This window comes from Rothia sp. HMSC076D04, from assembly GCF_001814645.1.
Lineage (GTDB): Bacteria > Actinomycetota > Actinomycetes > Actinomycetales > Micrococcaceae > Rothia > Rothia mucilaginosa.
In genome coordinates, this window is the sequence record NZ_KV817368.1 from 1 (window position 1) to 6,783 (window position 6,783).

Annotated in this window: 2 protein-coding genes, 1 tRNA gene and 1 pseudogene; all 4 read left to right on the forward strand. The window is 58.6% G+C overall.

From position 1 onward, the window contains the following. Positions 1-392 precede the first annotated feature (392 nt). Positions 393-3,500 carry a UPF0182 family membrane protein gene (locus HMPREF2980_RS04515; protein WP_070690378.1) on the forward strand — a complete coding sequence of 1,036 codons (3,108 nt, stop codon included), beginning with the start codon at positions 393-395 and terminating at the stop codon, positions 3,498-3,500. A 348-nt stretch (positions 3,501-3,848) separates the two neighbouring features. Beyond that, positions 3,849-3,925: transfer RNA gene (locus HMPREF2980_RS04520), tRNA-Met, on the forward strand. A 644-nt stretch (positions 3,926-4,569) separates the two neighbouring features. After that, positions 4,570-5,283, forward strand: a pseudogene (locus HMPREF2980_RS04525) (IS256 family transposase); the annotation flags it as partial. A gap of 53 nt (positions 5,284-5,336) precedes the next feature. Further along, entirely contained in the window at positions 5,337-6,686 is a 1,350-nt protein-coding gene (locus HMPREF2980_RS04530) for an IS256 family transposase (protein ID WP_049341892.1), read from the forward strand. Positions 6,687-6,783 lie beyond the last annotated feature (97 nt).

Below are 6,783 nucleotides of genomic sequence, written 5' to 3' on the forward strand. Positions count from 1 at the left end.
AGTCGCGGCAGACACACCAAGCCTGCTGGCGGTCGAACCATAGCCAAATCCCCTCTCAAACATTTGCGCTGCCTGTTTCCGAAGCAAACGATCGTGTCTCATTCCCAGATTTATAGACATGAAAAGCCTCCTGTTTCTTGGACTTTATTTTCGTTGTCCAAGAAACGGGAGGCAGTTCATTACGGTACCGGGGCTGTTCTGTGCCCTATTCTCTGTCCTCGTCTGCGTCTCCGTAATCCTCGCCAGCACCTCTCATCTCAGCATTTCGCGCCCCAAAACCTCTCAACCGGTCATATTTCGCCCCGAGCTTCTACGAGGTTCTGCCCTTCTGCGTTACCTCTGAGATACTTAAAGGCAGTTATTTTCTCTGAACGTATGATGAGCGAGGAATTGTGTCTGAGTCGACCAATAACACCGCGCATCCCAAGCCGAAGAAGTCAACGCCTAAGCGTCGTAGCCCCCTGAGGGCGACGATTGCTGTGGTGGCGGTGCTCATTGCTGCTTTTGTGGGTGCGTCCCAGGTGTACACGGACTGGCTGTGGTTTGATCAGCTGGGTTATAGCACCGTGTTCACTACCCAGATTTTGTTGAAGGCAGCCGTGTTTGTGGTGGCTGCCGTGGTGATTGCTGTGCCGCTGTGGGCTTCGATGTCCTACGCGGTCCGTCATGCTGATGTGGCGCCGGCGTCCGAGAAGAAGCCGCAGGAGGCGCCGAACCCGAATCAGAGCGTGCCGACGAGCGGCACGGATGCTGCCGAGCAGATGCTGCGTGACGTGTTTGGTCAGCAGCGTGCTGAGGAGAGCATGCGTCGCTACCACGAGAGCGTGGATAAGGCGCGTAAGGTTCTGCTGATTGTGGTTCCGCTGCTGTTGGGTCTGTTCATTGCTTCAGCGACGATGACTCAGTGGAGCACCGTCGCGCTGTTCTTCAACCAGCAGTCCTTCGGTAAGACTGACCCGGAGTTTGGCCTGGATTACGGCTTCTTCCTGTTTGCGTTGCCGTTCTTCCGCATGGTGGTGACTCTGGTGACCTCCGCTGTGGTGCTGTCGGCGCTCGCGGGCCTGTTCATGCACTACTTCTACGGCGGTATTAAGGTTCAGCCCGGTGGTGTGAGTACCACGTCGGCATTCCGCCGTCACGCTGCGATTGTGGTGGCTGTGTTTTTGCTGACTCGTGCGGTGAGCTTCTGGCTGGATCGTTATTCGTCGACTCAGCAGCAGGTGGGCCGCTGGGCTGGCGCAATGTACACGGATGTGAACTCGTCGATCCCGGTGAACGCTATTTTGGCGATTTCTGCTTTGCTGGTGGCGATCATGTTTGTGGTGGCGGCTTCGATAAATCGTTGGCGTCTGCCGCTGATTAGCACCGCGATGCTGGTGATTGTTGCCGTGGTTGCTGGCGGCCTGTACCCGTGGATTGTTCAGCGTTTCCAGGTGGTTCCGAATGAGCAGGGCGCTCAGTCGAAGTTTATTCAGCGCAATATTGATGCGACCCGTTACGCGTACGGTCTGGACAAGATTGAGACCACCCCGTATGACGCGACGATTGATACCCGTGCCGGTGCGTTGAGCTCTTCGAGCGCGACCATTGCGAATATTCGTCTGTTGGATCCGAATGTTGTGTCTTCGGCGTTTGCTCAGATGCAGCAGTTCCGTCCGTACTACCGTTTTGATTCGCAGCTGGCGGTGGACCGCTATTCGGTGGGTAATACCACGCAGGATACTGTGCTGGCGGCTCGTGAGCTGAACCCGGCGCAGACCAGCGGTGATTCTTGGTATAACCGCCACGTGGTGTACACCCACGGTTACGGCGTGATTGCCGCCTACGGTAATCAGGTGGATTCTGCGGGTAACCCGAAGTTCCTGCAGTCCGGTATTAAGGCGACCGGTACCCTGAGCGAGGATTACGAGCCGCGTATTTACTTTGGCACGAGCTCGCCGGAGTATTCGATTGTGGGCGGTAAGGGCGACACCCTGGAGCTGGACCGTCCGCTTTCTGCTGAGGAAACCAACGCCTCCGATGCGAAGTACACCTTCACCGGTTACGGTGGTCCTCGCGTTGATTCGCTGCTGGCTCGCCTGTCCTATGCGATTAAGTTCCAGTCCTCTGACATTCTGCTGTCGGATGCGGTGCGTGAGGGGTCGCAGATTCTGTACGAACGTAACCCGCTGGACCGTGTGCGTAAGGTGGCGCCGTACCTGAGCGTGGATTCTAAGCCGTACCCGGCGATTGTGAATAACCGCGTGCAGTGGATCGTGGATGCATACACCACGAGCGATCAGTTCCCCTACGCGCAGGGTAGCTCCCAGGACGCGGCAACCGCTGCGGGTGCTCAGCGTTCTAACTCGGTGAATTACATCCGTAATTCGGTGAAGGCTACGGTGGACGCGTATGACGGTTCGGTGACCCTGTACGCGTGGGATGAGGAGGATCCGGTGCTGAAGGCGTGGCAGGGTGTTTTCCCTGGCACGGTGAAGAGCTACCGTGAGATGAACGCTTCGCTGATGAGCCACGTGCGTTACCCGACTGACATGTTCAATATTCAGCGCACCATGCTGAATAAGTACCACGTGACGAACGCGAATAGCTTCTATGCCGGTGACGACGTCTGGTCGATTCCGAACGACCCGACCAATGATCGTAACCAGCCGATTTCGCCCTACTACCTGTCCCTGCAGATGCCCGGCGATTCTCGTGCGCACTTCTCGTTGACGACCACGTTCATTCCTCAGCAGAGCGATTCGAACTCTCGTAACGTGATGTACGGCTTCCTTGCCGCTAATGGTGATGCCGGTACCGGTAAGGACGGCGAGCGTAGCCCCGATTACGGCAAGCTGCGTCTGCTGGAGTTGCCGCGTTCTTCGGTGGTTCCGGGCCCGGGCCAGGCTCAGAACATTTTCAACTCTGATGCTGAGGTGTCGAACCAGCTGAACCTGCTGCGCCGCGGTTCGTCTGAGGTTATTAACGGCAATATGCTGACCCTGCCGGTGGGCGGCGGCATGCTGTACGTTCAGCCGGTGTACGTGCAGTCGAGCGGTGACGCCAAGTACCCGCGTCTGCAGCGTGTGCTGGTGAGCTTCGGCGATAAGGTCGGTTTCGCTCCGACTCTGGAGGAGGCGCTGAACCAGGTGTTCGGTGGCTCTTCGGGCGCGAAGCTGGACGGTTCGGCGGCTAGCCCCTCGGCTTCGGCGTCTGGTTCTTCGGGTACCTCGGGTGCTTCGACCGGAGGTTCTTCGGCTTCGCAGTCTTCGGAGCTGAAGCAGGCTCTGACGGATGCTTCGAAGGCGATGACCGATGCTGATGCGGCGATGAAGAAGGGCGACTGGGCTGCATACGGTGAGGCTCAGAAGCGTCTGGAGGCAGCCGTGAAGAAGGCTCTGGAGGCCGAGGAGGCGCAGAGCGCGGCGTCCGCTAAGGCTTCTGCATCGGCAACGCCCAGTGCCTCGGCGGCTCCGAGCGCAGCGGCTAGCGCTAAGCCCAGCGCCTCGGCTTCTCGCTAAGCCTAAGAGACAGCGGGGGAGTAGCGCATACCGGATGCTCAGGGATCGGATGTCCACGGGTCTAGCGTCCTCGCTCTAGATCCGGGGCCTGCACTGGATACGGCTCCTACCGACTAGCTCTAGCGGTCTCTGCGGGAACATCTCTGCGGGAACGGGGTGGAAGTGTATCGCTTCCACCCCGTTCCTGTATGTTCTACCCCTGGCACTGCCCCGTAGCCCCTATTCCTACCCAACTGCTTTCTACCCAACTGCTTTCTACCCAACAGCCCCTATTTTTGTGTGCTTGGTTACAAATCGCGTTTTTGGCTTGCATGCCCGGTTTGGGGTCTGTATAGTTGTATGAGTCGCCGCGGGGTGGAGCAGTTCGGTAGCTCGCCGGGCTCATAACCCGGAGGTCGCAGGTTCAAATCCTGTCCCCGCAACCAGAAAAACCCGGTATCTCAACGAAAAGTCGCTGAGATACCGGGTTTTGTTTTGCCCTGACGAGACCGAATCCCTATGTTATTCCCTACCTTTCAGCCAAACTCAGGCCCGTCGTCGAGGTGGGGGGAGGGGGGACTATCACCCAACATCGAGGACTATCATCCAACGCCCCTTCGGGGCGTATGACTATCTTCGCTCGTGCATGATCTCGTGGGAGGGAGGTTGCAGAGGAGGATTTTCACCGCCTAATCGGCGTTGATACCGGCTGTTTACCGCCTGAAAATGCAAAAGCGGTATAGCATTTTCCCTCGTATCTCAACCGAATCCCAACCCTTTACCGCCTTCACCGCCTAAAACCGAAAACTTTTATATATACACACGCATATGTAGGAAGATGAACACTCGCGTGTACACTTTTTAGAAATTAGGCGGTAGAGGCGGCAACACACCATGTTTTGACTGATATACCAACGTTTTCGATATACCGCTTAGCCTCAAACAGGCGGTAACTAAGCGGTTGAAAGAGTAGCGTCCCGCATAGTGGTGTAACCGTGGGTGGTCGGCCCGTTTGATATGGGTGCGGTCACCGTGTGATCCTTCGAGAAAGCTCTCTACTTCTGACTCGAAACGATTTGGAGGCACAACGATGACCGCTCCTCATATTATCGACCCTGCTGGCCTGCTTGGCGAGGCGTTATCCCAGGCGTCCCCAGATTTGATGCGTTCCCTGCTCCAGCACGTGATCAACGCGTTGTTATCAGCGGACGCTGACACCGTGTGCGGGGCCCAGTGGGGCCAACAAGACCCGCAGCGTCAGGCCCAGCGCAATGGGTATCGCTACCGGCCCCTGGATACCAGGGTCGGCACCATTGACGTGGCGATCCCCAAGCTACGCTCAGGCACCTACTTTCCAGAGTGGCTGTTGCAGCGCCGCAAACGCTCCGAAAACGCCTTGATCACAGTGGTTGCTGACTGCTACTTAGCGGGAGTATCCACACGCCGCATGGACAAGCTCGTCAAAACCCTGGGGATCACAGGACTATCGAAGTCCCAGGTCTCACGTATGGCAGCCGACCTGGACGAACACGTGGACGAGTTCCGCCATCGCCCCCTCGACGACGCTGGGCCTTTCACGTTCGTCGCCGCTGACGCACTGACCATGAAGGTGCGCGAAGGAGGACGCGTCGTCTCGTGCGCGGTCCTGGTTGCCACCGGAGTCAACAATGACGGACACCGCGAAGTACTGGGGGTGCGCGTATCCACCAGCGAGACCGGCCCGGCGTGGAACGAGTTCTTCGCCGACCTGGTCGCCCGAGGCCTCACCGGCGTGCGCCTGGTGACCAGTGACGCCCATCTGGGCCGGGCGTGTTCAATTGTCTGTGTATCCGTCTTTTTGTTTGAAAGGATTGATGCATGATGAATGATGATGATGTTGTTGTGTCTGGCGCTAGTGGGCGTGAGGCTGTGGAGGAGCTGCGTCGCTCGGGGGCGTTGGATGCGTTGTTTGAGCGTCTTGATGCTGGCGAGGTCGAGATGACGGGCAGCCAGGGGTTGTTGCCCGCGTTGCTGAAGGAGGCTTTGGAGCGCGGGCTTGCCGCTGAGCTTTCTGAGCACTTGGGGTATGAGAAGGGCCAAGCCAGCACGCAGGCGCGCTCGAACACGAGGAACGGCACGACGAAGAAGACCGTGATGTCGGAGGTGGGAGCCTTTGAGATCGAGGTTCCCCGGGATCGGGCAGGCTCTTTCACCCCACGCCTGGTACGCAAAGGACAGCGGCGCCTTGATGGCTTGGATGCGATGATTATCAGCTTGTATGCCGGGGGAATGACAGTGCGCGATATCCGTCATCACCTGGCTTCCACCATCGGCGTGGAGGTCAGTGCCGGGACGATTTCCACGATCACTGACGCGGTGTGCGACGCCGTGCTGGAGTGGCAGCACCGCCCCCTAGAAGCGTTCTACCCGGTGATCTACCTGGACGCGATCCGCATCAAAATCCGACGCGATCACACCGTGGAGAACCGGGCCGCTCACTTGGCGGTGGGAGTGGACATGGAGGGCGTCAAGCATGTGCTGGGCATCTGGGTCCAAGCCGATGAAGGAGCGGCTTTTTGGGCCCACGTATGCGCCGAGCTGGCCAACCGGGGCGTGCGCGATGTCCTGATCGTGTGCTGCGACGGACTTGCTGGCCTGCCCGAAGCCATCGAAGCGACCTGGCCCCAGTCCATGGTCCAAACCTGCGTCGTTCACTTAATCCGCGCGTCCATGCGTTTCGTGTCCTACAAGGACCGCAAGGCCGTCGCAGCCGCTCTCAAGAGCGTGTACAGCGCGCCCAACGAAGAAACCGCCCGAGCGGCGCTGGAAGAGTTTGCGGCCAGCGACCTGGGAGCACGCTACCCCCAAACGGTTGCGACCTGGCAGCGTGCTTGGCAGCGCTTCACGCCATTCCTGGCGTTCCCGCCCATGCTGCGCCGCGTCGTGTACACCACCAACGCTATCGAATCGTTGAACTACCAGCTACGTAAAATCACCAAGAACCGCGGGCATTTCCCCAGCGAAGAAGCCGCCATCAAACTCCTGTGGCTGGGAATTTGCAACATCGAAGACAAACGAGCCACCCAGCGCCTCACAGACGCAGGCAAACCCGCCAACAAACGAACAGCCCCCACACGCCTCATCCAAGGACGCACCACCACCAACTGGAAACAAGCCCTCGCCCAACTCACCACCGCCTACCCCGACCGAATCACCCCCTACCTCTAACCCCCATACACAGAAAAATTGACAGGCTCTCTGGGCCTGGTCGAAGCCATCGCAGCGAACCTACCCGGAGCCACTTGGCAACGATGCCGCACCCACT

Coding starts and splice junctions, on each gene's coding strand:
- HMPREF2980_RS04530 (WP_049341892.1), top strand. CDS start 5,337: ATGATGAATGATGATGATGTTGTTGTGTCTGGCGCTAGTGGGCGTGAG.